The following is a 16,631-nucleotide window of genomic DNA, read 5'->3' as shown; positions in this document are numbered from 1 at the left end:
CAACATCTGGAAGGACATTAATCCCTTCGCTTATCCTGCTTAACAGCCACCGTTTTTATGCAAACGATCTACGAGGCCGGCAACATCAATCGCCCAATCATCGCCTCACATTGAGACTGATCCATATACTCCGGCACTGGATAGGTTCCATGGGACTCTTCCAAAGCCGCCTCCGCCAATCCTGGAATATCCGCCGCTTGAATTTGCTCAAAGCCAACCGGAATACCAATCTGCTCATTCATCGACTTAATATGATCGATAAATTTCTGACTCAGCACCGCATCACCTTCATAGTGCTCGCCCAAGCCGGTATGGATGGCCAACTCTGCCAAACGATAGGAGGCCGCGTCTTTTGAAAAGCTGAGTACCTCTGGCAAAACCACCGCATTGGCGAGGCCATGGGGTATGCCGTATTTACCACCCAGTTGATGGGCAATACCGTGAACGTAACCCACCATCGCTTTGGTGAACGCCAAACCCGCGTAGTAAGACGCCAGAGCCATTGCCTCACGGGCTTTTACATCACTGCCTTCGGCAACCGCCTTGGGCAGGTTCTCGAAAATCAACTTAATCGCGGCCTTCGCCAACGCATCGGTTTCCTCATTAGCCCATTCACCAATATAAGACTCGATGGCATGGGTCAACGCATCCATACCCGTAGCTGCAGTTACGGCAGGTGGCAAACCTAACATCAGGGTTGGGTCCAGGGCAGCAGCACGTGGAATCACCCGGGTATCACCAATCAAATCCTTCTTATGGGTTTCCGGATCAGAAATTACCGCCGCAACGGTCACCTCAGAGCCGGTTCCTGCGGTGGTTGGAATCGCAAAGAGTGGCAAGCTGTCCTGCTTGGCTTTCTTGAAGCCCGCCAAATCTCGTAGCGGCATGGAAATATTATTGGCGGCCAAAGCAATGACTTTCGCCGCATCAATGGAGGAACCACCACCAACACCCAACACGCCGTCACATTGCTCAGCCTGTAACAGCGTCAGGCCTTCTTCAACAACCGTCCACACCGGATCAGGCGTCACCCCCTGATACACCACAACCTCAACTCCAGCGTCATTCAGGGCCCTTTGTAAAGGATCTATTAAGCCCAATTCACATAACATGGCATCGGTTACAATAAGTACCTTGCGCACATCAAACTGACTTACGGATTCGCAAAGCTTCAGGGAAGAACCTTCGCCGACATAAGTGATGGGTTTGGGCTGAGCAATCAGGGATATAGCAAATTTACGTACAGCGAGTTTTAGCTTGGCAGCAAAGGGCATGGCAATCTCCGGTACCGTAGGGCCGCATTAGCGACGGCTTATTATCTTGTTATTATGGCAATCCATACAGGGGCCTGTTAACAGGCTTGAAGCCAGTTTATGACAAGCCCGTACGAATTCCGAGACAAGATTCTGAATTTTGGCCTCATATGTCTTTTTGGCGACATTAGCCCTCAAAACGTCAAATAAGACTGCACAATCGCGACAATCGATGCACGGGCTTCGAGTGGAAAGTAACAACCGGGAACCAATAATGGCGGCAGATCATCACGAGACCATTACATGCCATGAATGCGAGTTGCAGCTCGCCGTGCCTGTGTTGGCCCACAATCAAAACGCCCATTGCCCCCGTTGCGGCTATCGCCTCACCGCCAATAAACGCAACCATGAGCAGGCGATTGTTTCCCTTGCGTTAACCGCATTGATCTTCCTTGGGTTTTCGCTGCCTTTTGAATTTCTGTCATTCTCGAGTCAGGGCCTCGCTCAGTCCATGAACCTGCCCGGCAGTATCCAGATTCTGGCCAGCAATGAGTATCTGGGCCTGGCGGCTTTGCTGTTGCTGGTCATTTTTATTCTGCCGGCGGCGATCTTACTGAGCCTCTTGTATTTGTACGGTTGCCACCTTTTGAAGATCAAACCTCTGGGCGCCACGCACCTGGCCAAAATGATTTATCTCTTTCAGCCCTGGAGCATGGTGGAAATCTTTTTGGTAGGTGTCACTGTCAGCCTGATCAAAATTGTCTCTCTGGCGGATGTAGGCCTGGGATTGTCGTTCTACAGTTATATTGGCTTTACCCTGACCACCATTGCGACACTGGTGTATGTGGACAAACATCAAATTAAGAAAACCTTCGATGTGGAATTTCCCCACAGCCAAATCAATCAAAGCCTCAGCATTCAGCGTACCTGGGCTCTGCTGGTGACCTCGGTTATTCTCTATATTCCCGCCAATGTCTTGCCCATAATGTATACCCGCACATTGGGTCAGGATGAGCCCAGTACCATTATGGGGGGTGTTATGCTGCTGTGGAAATTGGGCTCTTACCCAATTGCGCTGGTGATTTTTATCGCCAGTGTTTTTGTACCGGTGGCCAAGATGATCATTTTGATCTGGTTAAACTACACCGTGCAAAAAGGATTTACCGGCAACACCCAAAGCCGGATTTTCTGGTATCGAGTGACAGAGTTTATCGGTCGCTGGTCAATGGTGGATGTCTTTGTGGTGGCCATACTGGTGAGCCTGATTCAATTGGGCAACCTGATGAGCATTTACCCCGGGCCCGCCGCCATGGCCTTTTGCGGTGTGGTTATCGCCACCATGCTGGCAGCCATGACCTTCGATACCCGACTGATGTGGACCAATGACAAATGGATAGAAAACGACAATAGGGCAGAACAGCAATAATGAGTGATGATACGCAATTTTCCGAACTGGCAGCGATCAAAGAATCCCGACGCCTGTCTTCGGTTTGGCTGGTGCCCATAATCGCCTTGGGGATTGGTCTCTGGTTTGTTTACTATCAGCTGAGCAATCAAGGGCCAATGATTACCATTGCCTTCGAAAACGCCGAAGGCCTGGAAGCGGGCAAAACCAAAATCAAAGCCCGAGAAGTGGACATTGGTTTGGTGAAAAACATCAAACTCAATGAAGACCTGAGCGGCGTGGTCATTACCGCACAGATGTCGAAAGAAGCTGAAGACATGCTGACGGAAAACACCGAATTCTGGATTGTCACTCCGCGCATTTCTTTGAGTGGTGTATCGGGCATGAGCACTTTGCTATCCGGCCCTTACATTAATATGGAACCCAGTTTGGAAGGTGATCCAGAATCGGATTTTATCGCACGCATTGAACCACCGGTAACACCCATTGGTACCCCCGGGCTGCACATCACCCTGAACAGTAATGACGAATTCGCTTTTGAGAAAGGCGATGCCGTTGTTTATAAAGGATTGAAGGTAGGTGAGTTTGAAGACATCTACTTCAATCTGGAAGAGCGGGTTGTTTACTATAACGTCTTTATTGAAGCGCCCTATCATCGTTTGATTACCAAAAACACACGCTTCTGGAATGTCAGCGGCATTAATTTCGAACTGGGCGCCAATGGCCTGGAGGTTCAGGCAGGCAGCGTAGAAACCTTACTCACCAATGGCGTAACCTTCGGTGTACCCGAAGGCATGTCACTGGGTGAACGCATTACCGAACGCGATTACTTTGATATCTATGCCGACTATCAGGCGGCCAGTGATCAACGCTATAAGCGTGGCGTGAAATTCGCTCTGATGATTGAAGATACCGTACGAGGATTAAAAGTAGGCGCTCCTGTTGAATACCGAGGTCTGGTTATCGGTCAGGTTGTTGAGATCAATCCGGAATTTTATTCCGAACAGATTATTCTCGATGAAGGCTATTCCATTCCCGTCATTATCGAAATCCAACCCGGCCGGGTACAACAACCCGATACTGACGAAGGTGTGGAATTTGTGAAGCAACAAACCCTGCACTGGATTGACCGCGGCTTCCGAGCCACTTTGGAAACCGGTAACCTGCTGACCGGGGCACTCTATGTGGATGTCGATATTTACCCTGAAATGGCACCGCCGGAAACCCTGGAAAACTTTATGAATATTCCGGTGATACCCACCATTCCTGAAGAGTTTGGTCAGATTACCGAGAAGATGAATCAGATCCTCAACAAAGTAAACCAAATGCCGCTGGATGACATTGGTAAGAATGCCAATCAAATGCTTAAGCAGTTCTCTGATACCGCCAGCTCATTTGAAGCCACCAGTAATAATGCGGATAAAGTGATCATTGCTGAAATGAGCAAAACCCTTGCTGAAGTCAACCGCTTGCTCGCTGACTACCAGCAAGGCTCGGTAACCAATACCGAAATCAACCGCACTATGAAGAGCGTTCAGCAACTATTAGGCGACTTGCAGCCTCTGATCAAACAATTGAATCGCGCACCGAACAGTCTGGTTTTTCCACCGGCTGAAAGCACCGAAGTGGAACCTAAAGGAAACCAATAATGAATCCCATGAATCGAACCCTTGTACTGGTTTCACTGCTTGTTTTGTTGAGCGGCTGCGCATCGCAACCCGAAAGCATCAGTTACTATTTGCTGCACAGCCCTGACAATGCAGCCGAACTCAGTAAACCCCAGGCCCAACAGAAAGTCGTGCTGCGCTCCCTGGAATTGGCTGAGTATCTGCAAAATCGACACATTGTTATGCAACTGGCTTCCAACAAACTGCAATTTTCCAATAAACACCGATGGGCTGAAAACCTTCATACGGGCGTAGAGAAAGCCCTTCTCAATAGTTTAAACCGACAGTCAGACAAGGCCCTTTATTTGAGCCCAAGGCAGCTGGGAGATGAAAACGCTGTGGAACTGTTTGTCGAGCTGAAGCACTTTTTAATTACCAACGATTCCACAGCGCTGGTCTCTGGTAATTTCTGGCTGAAGGGCCAGAAAGATGGTTCGAGCATTCAGTCCTTTAACATCAAACGTGATTTGAACAGCGATGGTTATCCCCATGCCATTGATCAGCTGCGGTCTGCGATTGATAAGCTCGCAGAGAAAATCAACAAAACCCTTTGATAGGCTTTATCCCGCTCATCGTTCTGTTCACAAAGGTATAGACAAAAGGGCCACCCAAAATCAGGTGGCCTTTTTAATTAGCGCTTTTGCCAAATCAGAAGCTGATTATTCGCCGGCATATTGTGATCTTTCAATAATTCAAACCCCGACTTATTCGCTTCTTCCGCGATGGCTTCAAAATCACGAATGCCACGATGGGCTTCCTGGGCTTTTAGCCAATGTTCAAAACGTTCGTTACTTTCACTGGTAAATTGCCCCTGATATTTAAAGGGTCCGTAAATTGCCAGGCGAGAGCCTTCTTCCATGCCTTTTAAGCCCACAAAGAATTTTCTCACTGTTTCCCATGGCATGATATGACAGGTATTTGCTGTGTATAAACCGTCAAAATTTTTCAATAGATCCGTGTTGGGCCAGTGTTTTTCAATATCAATTTCCAACGGACGCAGAACGTTGACCACTTTCTCATCGTTGATCCAGCGATTGATGCCTTCCACATTCTCTGAGAGGTCACTGGTCTGCCATTGCAAATGGTTCATACGAGGTGCCATATAAACCGCGTGCTGGCCCGTACCACTGCCAATTTCCAAAATGGTTTTTTTATTGGCAAAGGTATCTTTCAGCACTTCGTAAATCGGCTGGCGATTATTTTCACAAGCTTGGGAAAAAGGCTTGTTTGAATCTATGTCACTCATAACTCAATCGTTCTATTCAGCTAACAGATTTATTTTAATAATTCGGACTTGAAAAATAAAATAACAGGGAAGAATTTAAAACGCCCGTTCAAACAGGGGAAGGAGCCTGCTCGCCTTTTATGGCAAGCAGGAAATCGCATTTATTCGGCATGATCGCGGGTAAATACCCACTGTTTATCGGTAGATAGCTCTTTATTAAAGCCGTAGCCTTCACTATCAAACTTTTTAATGTCGCTAATATCCGTGATGCGATTTTTGATCACATATGCCGCCATCAAGCCTCGTGCTTTTTTGGCATAAAAGCTGATCATTTTATATTGGCCGTTTTTAAGATCTTTAAACGCCGGCGTCATGATTGTCGCATTGAGCAGCTTGGGTTTGACCGACTTGAAGTACTCATTGGATGCCAGGTTTAACACCACATCACCTTTGACTTTCTTCAGCTGGGTATTCAAGGCGTCGGTAATCATTTCACCCCAGAATTCATACAGGTTTTTACCACGCTGATTGGCGAACTTGGTGCCCATTTCCAGGCGATAAGGCTGCATTAAGTCCAAGGGGCGCAACAGGCCATACAAACCGGAAAGAATTCGCAGATGCTTTTGGGCAAATTTGAAATCGTCCGCTTTAAAGCTTGGGGCATCCAGGCCCGTGTAAACGTCACCATTAAAGGCCAATACAGCTTGCTTGGCATTATCGGTAGTAAATGGCTGACCCCAAGACTGATTGCGATCATAGTTCAATGTGCCCAGTTTATCGCTGATGCCCATCAGTTCAGACAGATCGTGGGGCGCCAGTTCACGCAGATCTTCCATCAGGATTTCAGCCTGATCGAGAAAATCAGCTTCCGTAAACTGCTTGGTTTTAGCCGGCGTTTCGTAATCCAGGTTTTTCGCCGGGGATACCACCATTAACATAGACGTTCCTCGCATTTGGTTTCAAGTCTGACATTATTAGGGAATTCGCCAGCCAAGAACAATTAAAGATAACAATACGTTTAATTGTTAAAGATCGATTATTTTTCTTCCAGGATGGATTGCCACCAGTTCAACGGCGTTTCGCCATCTTTCGGGTCATACACATTCCCGTAAAGCCAAATACTGCTCTGGCCATCGACGTGTTTATTAAGCAATGCCTCAATAGCCTGAAAGCCGCAACTCACATGGATACTGAACACCAACATGCGTTCAGTCTCGGTATCCAGCTCACCACCGAGCTTTTCCAGTTCCGGCGCCAATGATTCGGCCAAAGAGGCGATTTCACCTCGGCTGAGTACCCGTATGCACAGGTTGCCACTGCGTTTGATCAGTTCAAAATCCTGGCTGCCCGGGCGAAGCTTGATGGTATCGCCGCTCGCAATACCCTTCACAAAGGCGGGGGATTTTACGAGCTGACAACTGTCGTCTTCTTCACTGATTTTAACGGGCATTCTTTCGATAACGGCCTGGCCATTGGCGTCCAGGCCAGCGAACAGCTCGATAACTTGTAGGGCTTGCATGCAATTGATCTCTTCAAACTCGACGGGCCAGTAGTTAAGTCTTGGTTAAGGCGACCCTGCTAATGTCAGCCCCAGGACAGGCTGCTAGAATGAGCGGCATTATACCCGAATCAAGGTCTTGGAGGTGTCACTGTGAAGAAAGGATTTGCAAAGCTGATCGGCGTGCTGGCCCTTGCATCTGCAGTGGTTGGCTGTAGTACCAACCCCGTAACCGGCAAAAGCCAACTCAATTTTATATCGCCCGCCCAGGAAGTCGCCCTGGGTGAAAAACAGTACGGTCCTTCTCAGCAAAGTCAGGGCGGTGCCTATGAAGTCGATCCCGCACTCAGTCGCTATGTGAATTCGGTCGGTCAAAAGCTGGCGCAACTCAGCGATCGCCCCAATCTGCCTTATGAGTTTGTGGTGCTCAACAATGACGTACCCAATGCCTGGGCTCTGCCGGGCGGCAAGATCGCCTTTAACCGGGGCCTGTTGATTCATCTGGAAGATGAGGCACAGTTGGCCGCCGTTCTCGGTCATGAGATCGTTCACGCCGCCGCCAGTCACAGCGCTCAACAAATGAGTCAACGTCAGCTGCTGGGTGTGGGTGGCCAATTGGCCGCGGTTGCTGCCACCCAGAGCCGCTACGGCGGTTTAATTCAGCAGGGCATTGGTCTTGGTTCTGCGGCCTTCCACGCGAGCTACGGACGCGGCCAGGAACTGGAAGCGGACGCCTATGGCATGGAATATATGGTTGCCGCCGGCTATGACCCCCAGGGTGCCGTTGAATTGCAGGAAACCTTTGTGAAGCTTTCCGAGGGCCGACAGAGCAACTGGCTGAATAACCTTTTTGCCAGTCACCCGCCATCACAAGAACGCGTTGCCGCCAACCGCGCCCGCGCCAAACAGATGCCACCAGGAGTGCGCAATCAAAAAGCTTTCGATCGCGCCATGGCTCAATTGCGCAAAGACGCTCCAGCTTACAAGCTCCATCAGGAGGCTCTCGCTGCAGCCAATAAAAAGCAAATGGACAAGGCCCTGAGCTTGACCGAGCAAGCCATTCGCAAGCAACCCAAAGAAGCCCTGTTCTGGGATACCAAGGGCAAGCTGTTGTTAAATCAAAAACGCGGAGAACCCGCTTTGAAAGCCTTTACCCGGGCCATCGAAATCAACCCAAACTATTTCGGCCCCTATGTCGGTCGGGGCATCGTGCATAAAAATATGGGCGATGATCAGCGTGCCAGAATCGATTTTGAAACCAGTCTGAGCATGCTGCCAACCCAGTACGCTACTTTTCATTTGGGCGAACTGGAACTAAAACAGGGCAACAGCCGAAAAGCCTATGAATACTATCAATTCGCGGCGGCTTCGGGTGGTGAACTGGGCAAACGCGCACAGCAGCGCATGCACCAGATTTATCCTCAACAACCGGCGCAGCAGCGGCGCCGATAGTGGCATCTCGGTAGATACAAAAAAGGCCTCGAATGAGGCCTTTTTCTTTTCCGGCAGTTAAATGCCGCGCTTACTGATCAAGTACGTCGCAAAGCTTCCCAACCAGTGACTGCCCATATAGTGCAGATCACCCATGACCACCGGCAAGCTCGCTTCTTTATGAGCTTCAGCCGCAGCCAGTACTGAGGCACGACGCGGATCGGAATCTGACATGGCGCTGGCGATGCCTTCTAACATCCAGGCTCGGCTCAGGTTCAAGCCATCAAGGTGGGCTAACTTACCGTCACTGCGGTCGGTCACTTTAGCGACGGGCATCCAATCGACGCTGCCGTCTTTTGGCAGGCTCGGGAAGAAATCGCCCAACCATTTTTGATAGGCTTTTTTGTCCATCACACGGCGCATTAAATCGGCTTCAGCCAGGCAAGGTGACAGAAAATCCTGACCGGAAGGTTCATAGGCCAGCGGGCAGTTCACGTCTTTCAAGTAATAGTGTTTGATGCGGGAAGTCAGCAATGTTTCAAAATCACGGTCGCCCGCTTCACGCGCCCAATCCAGCATCAAACCGAAGGCAAAAGCCGTTTGACTGTGTTCACCGACACGAATCGGGTAGGCCAGTTTGGGTAACCAGCCCGCAACATTGGCAACGATTTTTTGCTCAAGCGGTTGCAGCCTCTTCAACCATTCCTTCGCCTGGGGGTCATCCCATTGGCGCAGTTCTGTCGTCAACTGCAAAAACCAGGCGAGACCATAAGGGCGCTCAAAGCTGGTGCCAGAGTTCGGACGATTGAAATAGGCCAGCTCGCCAGTAAGGCTGCTCGGCTTAAAACTCTGATCCAGTTGCTTACGAATGGCATCGCTATCCAACTTATCGCCAGCCTTGTGCAACATTCGCAGCAATAACCAATGGCCATGAACCGAGGAATGCCAATCCAGACAACCGTAAAACGATGGGTACAGCTCTTTCGGTGTACGAACATCCTGTGGTCCCAGGAAGTAGTGTTTTACAACATTAGGGAATTCCTTGTGAATGCAGCTGGATGCCAGGTTTGCCATTGCTTTGGCTTGCTCATCAGTAAACAGTTGTTCTGCCTGGGCACCGCCAGAAGCCAGTGCCAACAAGGTTAAACCCAAGCCCTGCTTTTTACGCCAGTATCTCGCTAACATTCAATGTACCTTATGATTTGTCTGAGGAAGTGTTCTAAGTGTAACGAACGAGAGACTATTGTACTCAGCTGCCGGACTTCTTATCAGATTTCCGGGCACAGACCAAACCACGTGCATCCAGAGATGTCATCAGTTCATCCAAGCGAACAGGTTTGCTGAATAAATACCCCTGAAATTGCTGACATCCCAAACGTTGCAGAGCTTCGTATTGATGTTGATGTTCAACGCCTTCCGCAACGACTTGCTTGTTCAAGGCTTTAGCCATCGCCATCATGGCATCAAGAATGGCAGATTGGTGATCGCTCTGTCCCAGCTCGTCAATAAAGCTCTTGTCAATTTTTATGGTGTCGATGGGAAATTTATTCAGGTAGCCGAGCGAGCAATACCCTGTACCAAAGTCATCGACAGAGATGGAAAAACCGGCATCCGCTAACTGACAGAGAACATCGAAGTGGCCATCACTGTCTTTGGCGAGAATATTTTCCGTCACTTCGATATTGAATTGCTCAACAGACAAGCCAAACGATTCAATAATGCCTTTCCAGCGTTCAACAGGATTGCGACGTTTTGCCAGTTCTTTGGGGGAGCGATTGGTGCATAACATTAAATTGTCGATACCGGCCTGCTGCAACTGAAAACCTGCATAGCAGGCTTGCTCCAGAATTACATCATCCAGCTTTGAGATGAGATTAAACTCTTCGGCAATATCGATAAAGACATCCGGTGGAATATGCTCGCCTTCATAACACCAGCGTGCCAATACCTCCAGCTTTAACTGGCTTTCATCCCGGTGGTTTTTAATCTCCTGAAAACGAACTTCCAATTCCCGATTAATGATGGCTTCTTGCAGGGCATTTTTAAGGGCCAGTTTTTCTTCCATAGCTCGGTGCATATCGGAAGTAAAAAATTGATATTGGTTTCGCCCCAAGCTTTTGGCGCTGTACATGGCCTGATCGGCATGTGCAATTAATTGTTCTCGATCTGAGCCATCATTTGGATACAGGGCCACACCCAAACTGCTGGTAACAAACAATCGATTGGATTGCAGATTAAACGGTTCCTGCATCGCTTTGGTTATTTGTTCCAGCACCGCAATGGCATCGGCAATTTTTTCAATGGGGTCAACAATAAAGGTAAACTCGTCACCACCAAAACGTGCAATCGTATCACTCGCTCTCAATGCTTGCTTCAGGCGTAGTGAAACTTCCGCCAATAACACATCCCCCCAGGAATGACCAAGGCTGTCATTGATGGACTTGAACATATCAATATCCATAAAAATAACAGCAAATTTTTTATTTTTACGGCGGGAGATTCGAATAGCCTGATCGAGACGATCGTTAAACAGCTGCCGGTTGGGAAGACCCGTTAAACTGTCGTAGTTGGCCTGAAGGTGGATGGTTTTTTCTGCGTGTTTCTTACTGGTGATGTCATTTAGTACGGCAATGTAATTCTCAACATCGCCTTTTTTGTTCCGGCTGGCCGTTACTTGCACCTGAACGGTGTAGAAAACACCATCTTTGCGGCGGCCATTGATTTCACCCACCCAGCTGCCAACGGTCTCCATAGATTCAGCAAAGGTGTACAGCAGTTGTTTGTTGCGACCGAGAAATTCTGTATCGTAAATGTCTTTGTTAATCAGCTCATCATGCTGATAACCACTGATGCGCTCATAGGCTCGATTCACCAAGCGAATTTTAAATTGCGGATCGAAAATAACGATGGCTTCATCCAGGCTACTGAATACCTGACTGGCAACACTCAGCTGGCGCATGTTTTCCACTACAACCAGCTCTCGAGAAATTAAGCCCGAAAATAAATTAAACAGGAGTTCGGCATGTTTCATATCGGGAATTGAGCCGGAAAACAGCGAAACCAAAATACCGATAACCTCATTGTCGGCATTTCGCAGAGGCGTTCCCATATAGCTGTTGATCCCCATATCCACCAGCATTTCGTCTTCCGGAAAATTCTCTTGTACATCACCATTGTAGGTACAGACCAGATCTCCGGATTCCGCTACCTGACAGCAGGGGGTGTGTTTCAAATCATAATCGAAACTGTCTAATTCGCTACCGGGACTGTAAACACTGATGGTTTTTGCGCTGTTGGTTTCATTATCGATCCGCGCAATAAAAACCATATCGGCATCAAGGGCTTCGGCCAAGGTTCTGACAATAGAAGGAAAAAAGGCTTGGTCACCTGGAGATACGGATTGCAGTATCTCTTTAACCGTATATTGAGACATAGGGCGGCTCTGGTTTTCTGGCAATAGCTCGAACAAACACTAAAGCCCACCGAAACGCCGGGAATGGCGATACTACTACTTAAAAGGTATCTAAATTAGGGAGCCTAGCAGTATATAAACTGTCAAATAGTATAGGCTATGCCGCTTAAATCACCCATACTTTTTCTTGATGTCTATCAAGACAGGCAGATGAAACCCGCTACTTTCATGCTTATCTTTTCGTCGAAAGCAGCGAGTTCAGAAAGGGGAAGAAAGCTTAGGCGTCTTTAACCTGGCGCTCCATTTCCTTGACAGACGTGTGGCGAACATCCAGACCTTTCACCAGATAAACGATGTGCTCGGCGATATTGCGAGCGTGGTCGCCGATGCGCTCCAGTGAACGCAAAGCCCAAATGATATTCATTACACGACCAATGGAACGCGGATCTTCCATCATATAGGTCACCAGCTCGCGCATGGCAGATTTGTACTCGCGATCAACGGCTTTGTCATCACGGGCGACTTTCACTGCCGTATCGACATCGAAACGCGCAAACGCATCCAGAGTTGAATTCACCATTTTTTCAACGATGTCACCAATATGGCGCAGTTCCACGTAACCGTGTGGTGCCTGGCCTTCTTCGTTCAGAGCGATCGCCATTTTGGCAATCTTCTGGGCTTCATCACCCATGCGCTCCAAATCGCGGGTCGCTTTTGACACCGCCAGCACCATACGCAAATCAGAAGCCGCTGGCTGACGACGCGCCAAAACGGTCGTGCAGTTTTCGTCCAGACTGACTTCGCGATTATCGACATCGTCTTCAATCACCATCACTTTTTCAGCCAGTTCACTGTCGGCCTGCTCGATGGCATCAACGGCGTCGCTGATCTGCTGCTGAACAACACCGCCCATTTCCAACAACTGAGTTTTCAGCTCTTCCAGGTCGGCATTAAATTGACCAGAAATATGCTGGTCCAGATTAAGATTATCCATTGTTAAAGCTCCTCGATCTTAGCTCAACCAGCAATTAACCAAATCGACCAGTGATATAGGCTTCGGTCAGTTCATGTTCCGGATTAGTGAATACCTTTTCTGTGTCATTCACTTCAATCAATTTACCCAAGTGGAAGTATGCCGTGCGGTTGGAAACACGCGCGGCCTGCTGCATTGAGTGGGTAACGATTGCGATGGTGAAGTTTTCACTCAGCTCTGCAATCAGTTCTTCAATTTTAGCCGTCGCAATCGGGTCCAATGCTGAGCAAGGCTCATCCATCAGAATCACTTCAGGGCTTACTGCGATGGTGCGGGCAATACACAAACGTTGCTGCTGACCACCGGAGAGACCGGTACCGGGTGCGTGCAGACGATCTTTTACTTCTTCCCACAAGCTGGCTTTGCGCAAACTGGTTTCTACGATTTCATCCAGTTCCGCCTTGCGGCCGGTCAAACCATGAATACGTGGGCCATAGGCCACGTTATCGTAAATCGATTTCGGAAACGGGTTTGGCTTCTGGAATACCATGCCTACGCGTGCGCGCAGTGGTACAACGTCCAGCTTGGGGTCGTAAATGTCCTGACCTTCCAAAGTGAGAGAACCTTGAACACGACAAATATCAATGGTGTCGTTCATACGGTTCAAGCAGCGCAGGAAGGTAGATTTACCACAACCGGATGGGCCGATCATCGCAACCACTTCATTTTTACCGATATCCAGACCCACATTGAAGATGGCCTGCTTTTCGGCGTAAAAGACGTTTACATCACGCATGGACATCTTGGCATTTTCAACGAAGGGGGTACCTACTGTCCCTTCGATATCGTCAACATTGGGTTGCTCAATTACGTCTTCTTTCATAGTTTTTAACTTGTTTTCTTCCGCTTGCACGGCGTTGTCGACACTTGCAGTGGCTTCCATAGTATCACCTGTATTCATTCTTTGCTGTAAGGCCGGGATTACCAGCGGCGCTCCAGACGTTTACGCAACCAGACTGCCAGGGCATTCATCACGATCAGGAAGCCAAGCAGCACCATAATAGCAGCCGAGGTACGCTCTACAAACGCACGCTCCGGGCTGTCAGACCACAAGAAAATTTGCACCGGCAGCACAGTCGCCGGATCGGATACTCCACCGGGGATATCCACAATAAAAGCCACCATACCAATCATCAGCAGTGGCGCTGTCTCACCCAGGGCCTGAGCCAAACCAATAATGGCGCCTGTCAGCATACCCGGCATGGCCAATGGCAGAACATGGTGCAGAATCATTTGCATTTTTGAAGCACCAATTCCCAAAGCCGCTTCTCGAATCGAAGGCGGTACCGCTTTAATGGCAGCACGACTGGAAATAATAATGGTCGGCAGGGTCATCAGTGTCAGCACCATACCCCCTACCAACGGCAGGGAACGTTGCATACCAAACATGCCAATAAAGATCGCCACACCCAACAGACCAAAGATAATCGATGGCACCGCGGCGAGGTTATTAATGTTGACTTCGATCAAATCGGTCCACTTGTTTTTCGGCGCATACTCTTCCAGATACACTGCCGCGGCAACACCGATTGGGAAAGACAAAATCAAGGTGACCAGCATCGTGAACAATGAGCCCATGATCGCGCCGCGAATACCCGCTTGCTCCGGCTCACGGGAATCACCATTGGTGAAGAAGACCGTATTAAAACGCGTTTCAATTTCGCCATTGTCTTCCAGACTTTTCACCCAGGCCTGCTGCATTTCATTCATGCGACCCGTGAAGGCCTTGCCGTCTTTGGACGTCGACTTGATATAGGTATCAATATCGTCGTCTGCGATCAACCAAACGGTTTGAGTGGTGTTCAAAATAGAAGGATCCGCTTCCAACATTTTGCGTAAATCAAAACCACTGCCATTACTGACCAGTTTGTACAGAGTGCGCTTGTCGCGACGGCCGCTCACATCTGGAAAACGCTCACGCAATGATTTTTTCACGGCAGCCATATAGTTGGCGCCGGCAATCTGATTCGGATCACTGGGATCGCTGATGTCCAGAGTGTCTGCATCAAGGGTAATTTCCAATTTGATGTAGCTCTGTACAAAAGCGGTGTAACCTTTACCAATAATGTCGGTAAACAAAAACACCAGGCAAATCATACCGAACGTGATCGAGGCAATACCGTACGCTTTAAAACGCTTTTCAGCACGGTAGCGCTTGGCCAGGTTTTTGTTCACCAGATCAATGGTGTTCATTTTTTCTGTTGAGTTCATGTTCTTATTCACTCAGTTAGCAAGTCAGTAGGACAATCGAGCGGACTATCTATTAGTCGTACTGCTCGCGATACTTTTTCACCACATGCAGGGCGATGAAGTTCAGACCCAGGGTCACGATAAAGAGCATTAAGCCCAGAGCAAACGCTGCCAGAGTTTTCGGACTGTCAAACTCTTGGTCGCCCACCAACAGGGTTACGATCTGTACCGTTACGGTGGTTACCGGCTCCAATGGGTTTGCCGTCAGGTTTGCCGCAAGACTCGCCGCCATTACCACAATCATGGTTTCACCAATGGCACGGGATACAGCCAGCAAAATGCCGCCAACAATACCAGGCAGGGCAGCGGGAATAACCACTTGGCGAATGGTTTCAGATTGAGTGGAACCCAAACCAAGAGAACCGTCACGCAGGGATTGCGGAACAGCATTGATCACGTCATCAGACAGAGACGACACAAACGGAATGATCATGATGCCCATGACCAGACCCGCCGCGAGTGCACTTTCAGAAGAAACGCTTAAACCAATCAGGCCGCCACTGTCGCGAATCATCGGCGCAACCGTAAGAGCCGCGAAAAATCCGTATACCACAGTAGGAATACCCGCCAGAATTTCCAAAGCCGGTTTCACCAGAGAGCGAACTTTGGTGCTGGCATACTCTGAAAGGTAGATAGCCGCCATTAGACCCGCTGGAACCGCTACGATCATGGCGATCAGGGAAATCAGCAAGGTACCCACAAACAGAGGGATTGCACCGAAGGCCCCGGAACCGCCCACTTGGTCAGCACGAATGGCCATCTGCGGACTCCATTCTGCACCAAACACAAAGTCGGTAATAGGAACCATGCTGAAGAAACGAATCGATTCAAACAGTACCGACAACACAATGCCAACTGTGGTTAAAATCGCCAGGCAGGAACAGGCCAGCAAAATAATTTTAAAGGCGCTTTCTACCTGGTTACGTGCTTTCAGTTGCGGTTGAATTCGGCTCCAGCCCCAAACACCCGTCATTACTGCAACCAACAAGGCAACCCCGGTCAGGGCGTAACTGCTGGTTTGCTTTAAACGATTCAGTGTAGCGATGGCATCTTGAATATAGGGCTCGGCATTGGCGCCCATGCCCGAGGCCGCCATATTTTCAATGGTGTTAATGCGCAGGCTGAGTTCGGTGGAATCCAGGTTGCGAATGTTCTCAGGCAATGACTGAATCAACAGTTGTTGAATGAACAAGTCATCAAAAATAATCCATGCACCCAAAACCGCCAGACTTGGGATACCGCACCACAACAGTGTCAGCATGCCATAGTAGGAAGGCAGGGAATTCAAGGCACGTACACCGCCCGCATTGGAAGCCTGGGCAAGCGAACGCCCGCGTCCCAGAATAAATGCGCCGGCCATTAGCAGTGCTAAAAAGGCAAATAATGTTGAGGTGTCCATATCACCGTGTCTCTGCAATCGTGGGTTCAGGTACTTTTAGAATTACACTCTTGGACAT

At 49.0% G+C, this 16,631-nt stretch carries 14 protein-coding genes; 4 read left to right on the top strand and 10 right to left on the bottom strand.

Features of this window, described 5'->3' with window-relative positions; all coding sequences use genetic code 11:
* Positions 1-68 precede the first annotated feature (68 nt).
* A complete protein-coding gene (locus G8768_RS02880; protein ID WP_166851663.1) occupies positions 69-1,274 on the bottom strand; it encodes an iron-containing alcohol dehydrogenase in 1,206 nt (401 codons plus the stop codon).
* A gap of 253 nt (positions 1,275-1,527) precedes the next feature.
* On the opposite strand from G8768_RS02880, the gene G8768_RS02875 reads away from it, so the two are divergent.
* Genes G8768_RS02875 through G8768_RS02865 form a run of 3 tightly spaced genes read left to right on the top strand, consistent with a single transcriptional unit; the run spans position 1,528 to position 4,879 of the window.
* Positions 1,528-2,679, top strand: coding sequence for a paraquat-inducible protein A (locus G8768_RS02875; protein ID WP_166851667.1), 1,152 nt, complete (start codon positions 1,528-1,530; stop codon positions 2,677-2,679).
* Complete coding sequence (gene pqiB, locus G8768_RS02870; protein WP_166851670.1) at positions 2,679-4,307, top strand: intermembrane transport protein PqiB; 1,629 nt, start codon at positions 2,679-2,681, stop codon at positions 4,305-4,307. The genes G8768_RS02875 and pqiB overlap by 1 nt, the downstream gene beginning before the upstream one ends.
* Entirely contained in the window at positions 4,307-4,879 is a 573-nt protein-coding gene (locus tag G8768_RS02865; protein ID WP_166851673.1) for a PqiC family protein, read from the top strand. The genes pqiB and G8768_RS02865 overlap by 1 nt, the downstream gene beginning before the upstream one ends.
* A 77-nt stretch (positions 4,880-4,956) precedes the next feature.
* Here G8768_RS02865 and G8768_RS02860 read toward each other — a convergent pair whose 3' ends face one another.
* From G8768_RS02860 to G8768_RS02850, 3 genes are all read right to left on the bottom strand, one after another.
* Positions 4,957-5,571: a DUF938 domain-containing protein gene (locus G8768_RS02860; protein WP_166851676.1), complete on the bottom strand. Its 615-nt coding sequence runs from the start codon at positions 5,569-5,571 to the stop codon at positions 4,957-4,959.
* A 140-nt stretch (positions 5,572-5,711) separates the two neighbouring features.
* Positions 5,712-6,488: a peroxide stress protein YaaA gene (yaaA, locus tag G8768_RS02855; RefSeq protein WP_166851678.1), complete on the bottom strand. Its 777-nt coding sequence runs from the start codon at positions 6,486-6,488 to the stop codon at positions 5,712-5,714.
* A 98-nt stretch (positions 6,489-6,586) separates the two neighbouring features.
* Positions 6,587-7,069: a DUF4265 domain-containing protein gene (locus G8768_RS02850; protein ID WP_166851681.1), complete on the bottom strand. Its 483-nt coding sequence runs from the start codon at positions 7,067-7,069 to the stop codon at positions 6,587-6,589.
* Positions 7,070-7,201: 132 nt separating this feature from the next.
* On the opposite strand from G8768_RS02850, the gene G8768_RS02845 reads away from it, so the two are divergent.
* Positions 7,202-8,500 (top strand): M48 family metalloprotease, encoded by a 1,299-nt coding sequence (locus tag G8768_RS02845; RefSeq protein WP_166851684.1) that lies wholly within the window; start codon positions 7,202-7,204, stop codon positions 8,498-8,500.
* A gap of 57 nt (positions 8,501-8,557) precedes the next feature.
* Here the strand turns inward: G8768_RS02845 and G8768_RS02840 are convergent, their stop codons facing one another.
* The 6 genes from G8768_RS02840 to pstC all read right to left on the bottom strand — a co-directional run bounded on the left by G8768_RS02840 (position 8,558) and on the right by pstC (position 16,573).
* Positions 8,558-9,664: a DUF2891 domain-containing protein gene (locus G8768_RS02840; protein ID WP_166851687.1), complete on the bottom strand. Its 1,107-nt coding sequence runs from the start codon at positions 9,662-9,664 to the stop codon at positions 8,558-8,560.
* 64 nt (positions 9,665-9,728) lie between these two features.
* Complete coding sequence (locus G8768_RS02835) at positions 9,729-11,912, bottom strand: sensor domain-containing phosphodiesterase (protein ID WP_166851690.1); 2,184 nt, start codon at positions 11,910-11,912, stop codon at positions 9,729-9,731.
* Positions 11,913-12,168: 256 nt separating this feature from the next.
* On the bottom strand, positions 12,169-12,885 hold the full coding sequence (gene phoU, locus G8768_RS02830) for a phosphate signaling complex protein PhoU (protein WP_184679348.1): 717 nt from the start codon (positions 12,883-12,885) through the stop codon (positions 12,169-12,171).
* 34 nt (positions 12,886-12,919) lie between these two features.
* Positions 12,920-13,747 carry a phosphate ABC transporter ATP-binding protein PstB gene (gene pstB, locus G8768_RS02825; RefSeq protein ID WP_208020111.1) on the bottom strand — a complete coding sequence of 276 codons (828 nt, stop codon included), beginning with the start codon at positions 13,745-13,747 and terminating at the stop codon, positions 12,920-12,922.
* Between the two features lie 98 nt (positions 13,748-13,845).
* Positions 13,846-15,135: a phosphate ABC transporter permease PstA gene (gene pstA / locus G8768_RS02820; RefSeq protein ID WP_166851696.1), complete on the bottom strand. Its 1,290-nt coding sequence runs from the start codon at positions 15,133-15,135 to the stop codon at positions 13,846-13,848.
* A gap of 52 nt (positions 15,136-15,187) precedes the next feature.
* Positions 15,188-16,573, bottom strand: coding sequence for a phosphate ABC transporter permease subunit PstC (gene pstC / locus G8768_RS02815; protein WP_166851699.1), 1,386 nt, complete (start codon positions 16,571-16,573; stop codon positions 15,188-15,190).
* Between the last annotated feature and the right edge of the window lie 58 nt (positions 16,574-16,631).

It is taken from the genome of Pseudoteredinibacter isoporae (genome assembly GCF_011602085.1).
Classification (GTDB): domain Bacteria; phylum Pseudomonadota; class Gammaproteobacteria; order Pseudomonadales; family Cellvibrionaceae; genus Pseudoteredinibacter; species Pseudoteredinibacter isoporae.
This window is presented reverse-complemented; position numbering and strand designations above follow the sequence as displayed.

Excerpts from the sequence above, each read along its gene's own strand:
- G8768_RS02875 (WP_166851667.1), top strand. The coding sequence starts at position 1,528 with ATGGCGGCAGATCATCACGAGACCATTACATGCCATGAATGCGAGTTG.
- G8768_RS02835 (WP_166851690.1), bottom strand. The coding sequence starts at position 11,912 with ATGTCTCAATATACGGTTAAAGAGATACTGCAATCCGTATCTCCAGGT.
- G8768_RS02840 (WP_166851687.1), bottom strand. The coding sequence starts at position 9,664 with ATGTTAGCGAGATACTGGCGTAAAAAGCAGGGCTTGGGTTTAACCTTG.
- pstA (WP_166851696.1), bottom strand. The coding sequence starts at position 15,135 with ATGAACTCAACAGAAAAAATGAACACCATTGATCTGGTGAACAAAAAC.
- yaaA (WP_166851678.1), bottom strand. The coding sequence starts at position 6,488 with ATGTTAATGGTGGTATCCCCGGCGAAAAACCTGGATTACGAAACGCCG.
- G8768_RS02880 (WP_166851663.1), bottom strand. The coding sequence starts at position 1,274 with ATGCCCTTTGCTGCCAAGCTAAAACTCGCTGTACGTAAATTTGCTATA.
- phoU (WP_184679348.1), bottom strand. The coding sequence starts at position 12,885 with ATGGATAATCTTAATCTGGACCAGCATATTTCTGGTCAATTTAATGCC.
- pstB (WP_208020111.1), bottom strand. The coding sequence starts at position 13,747 with ATGAAAGAAGACGTAATTGAGCAACCCAATGTTGACGATATCGAAGGG.
- pqiB (WP_166851670.1), top strand. The coding sequence starts at position 2,679 with ATGAGTGATGATACGCAATTTTCCGAACTGGCAGCGATCAAAGAATCC.
- G8768_RS02865 (WP_166851673.1), top strand. The coding sequence starts at position 4,307 with ATGAATCCCATGAATCGAACCCTTGTACTGGTTTCACTGCTTGTTTTG.
- pstC (WP_166851699.1), bottom strand. The coding sequence starts at position 16,573 with ATGGACACCTCAACATTATTTGCCTTTTTAGCACTGCTAATGGCCGGC.
- G8768_RS02860 (WP_166851676.1), bottom strand. The coding sequence starts at position 5,571 with ATGAGTGACATAGATTCAAACAAGCCTTTTTCCCAAGCTTGTGAAAAT.
- G8768_RS02850 (WP_166851681.1), bottom strand. The coding sequence starts at position 7,069 with ATGCAAGCCCTACAAGTTATCGAGCTGTTCGCTGGCCTGGACGCCAAT.